General features: G+C 72.8%; 1 protein-coding gene. It reads left to right on the top strand.

All coding sequences use genetic code 11. From position 1 onward, the window contains the following. Positions 1-380: 380 nt before the first annotated feature. The coding region (locus tag AOK23_RS43645; protein WP_240496860.1) for an MFS transporter at positions 381-1,790 on the top strand (1,410 nt) is incomplete at its 3' end.

Genomic DNA, 1,790 nt, shown 5'->3' with positions numbered 1-1,790 from the left:
CCCCGCTGCGCGCAGCGGGGGTGGAGGGGCGACGTGAGAGGTGACGCGGCAGGGCGGATGGAGGATCCGGGGCTGGTGAGGCGGTGAGGCAGCCGCTCGTATGCAAGGACAGGGACAGACACGTTGAGGGCCGGGCAGGGCCAGGCTGAAAGTGGGCGGGGCCTGAAAAAACTGGTTGCTCCAGGTGGTGGCTCGGCTGAGCATGGGGCGGCGTGAGTAGACCCGATGACGACGAGTGCGCCTCTGTCGATGCCTCGACCACGCGTTCACCAGCGGCCGTTCCCTCGCCTTCGGCTCCTCCCGCGGCCGCTCCCCCTACGGCGCCTTCCTCCACGGCTTCGCCCGCGCCCCCTTCACCGCCCGCTCCCTCGCCCTCCGGCGTGGCCGCGCGGCTCGTTTCGTTGTTGCCGGATCTCGCTCCCTGGCGGGTGTCCGTGGACTTTCGGCGGCTGTGGGTGGCCAGGCTGATCACCAACTTCGGGAGCTTCCTGACCTTCGTCGCGCTGCCCGTTCAGATGAAGGAGCTGACGGGGTCGGTCGCGGCGGTCGGGGCCATCGGGGCCGTCGAACTCGTACCGCTCATCGTGTTCGGGCTCTACGGCGGGGCCCTCGCGGACGCCCTCGACAAGCGGGCCCTGATCCTGTGGACCGAGGTCGGGCAGGGGCTGCTGTGCGCGGCGCTCCTCGTGAACGCGTTGCTGCCCGAGCCGCTCGTGTGGCCGCTGTACCTCGTCGCCGCCCTCTCCTCCGCGCTCGTCGCGGTGCAACGGCCGGCCCTCGACTCCATCGTCCCCCGGATCGTCCCGCACGAGCATCTACCGGCCGCCGCCTCCCTGAACTCGCTGCGGTGGACCGTCGGCGGCGTCGCCGCGCCCGCCCTCGCCGGCGTGGTCGTCGCGTACGCCGGGCTCGGCTGGGCGTACGCGGCGGATCTCGCGACGTTCGTCGTCTCCGTCGCCCTGGCCGTGGGGCTGGCGCCCTCCCCCGCCTCGCACGAGGCCGCGAAGCCGTCGTGGCGGTCGATCGCGGAGGGCGCGCGGTACGCGTGGAGCCGGAAGGAGCTGCTCGGTACGTACGCCGTCGATCTCGCCGCCATGTTCCTGGCGATGCCGTTGGCCGTGCTGCCGTTCCTCGCGGACGAGTTGGACGCGGAGTGGTCGCTGGGGCTGATGTACGCGGCGCTGCCCACAGGGGCGTTGCTGGTGACGTTGACCAGCGGGTGGACGTCCCGGGTGCATCGGCACGGGCGGATGGTGGTGCTCGCGGCGGCACTGTGGGGGCTGTCCGTGGTGGCGGCGGGGCTGGTGCGTGAGGTGTGGCTGGTGCTGGCGTTCCTGGTGCTGGGCGGGGGCTTCGACATGATCAGCGGGATCTTCCGGGCGGCCATGTGGAACCAGACCATCCCCGACGAGTTGCGGGGGCGGCTCGCCGGGATCGAGCTGCTGTCGTACTCCGTGGGGCCCCAGCTGGGGCAGGTGCGGGCGGGGGCGATGGCCGCGTGGACGTCGGTGCGGGCGTCCGTGTGGGCCGGTGGGGTGTTGTGTGTGGCGGCGGTGGGGGTGTTGGCGGTGTGTTTGCCGAAGCTGATGACGTATGACGTGCGGACGAATGAGCATGCGGTGCGGATGCGGGCGGGGCGGGCGCTTGCCCACCCGCACCGCCCGGCACTCCCCAGTCACACGTGCGGGTCTCCCGTGGGGCGCCCGCGCCGTTGCCGACTGCGGGTCACGGAATTGTGGGCGGCGGCCCCGGCGGCAGCGCGGGCCCGGTGGCGGGGCGCCCCGCACCGC

Source organism: Streptomyces torulosus (genome assembly GCF_001419765.1).
Classification (GTDB): Bacteria; Actinomycetota; Actinomycetes; order Streptomycetales; family Streptomycetaceae; genus Streptomyces; species Streptomyces torulosus.
This window is presented reverse-complemented; position numbering and strand designations above follow the sequence as displayed.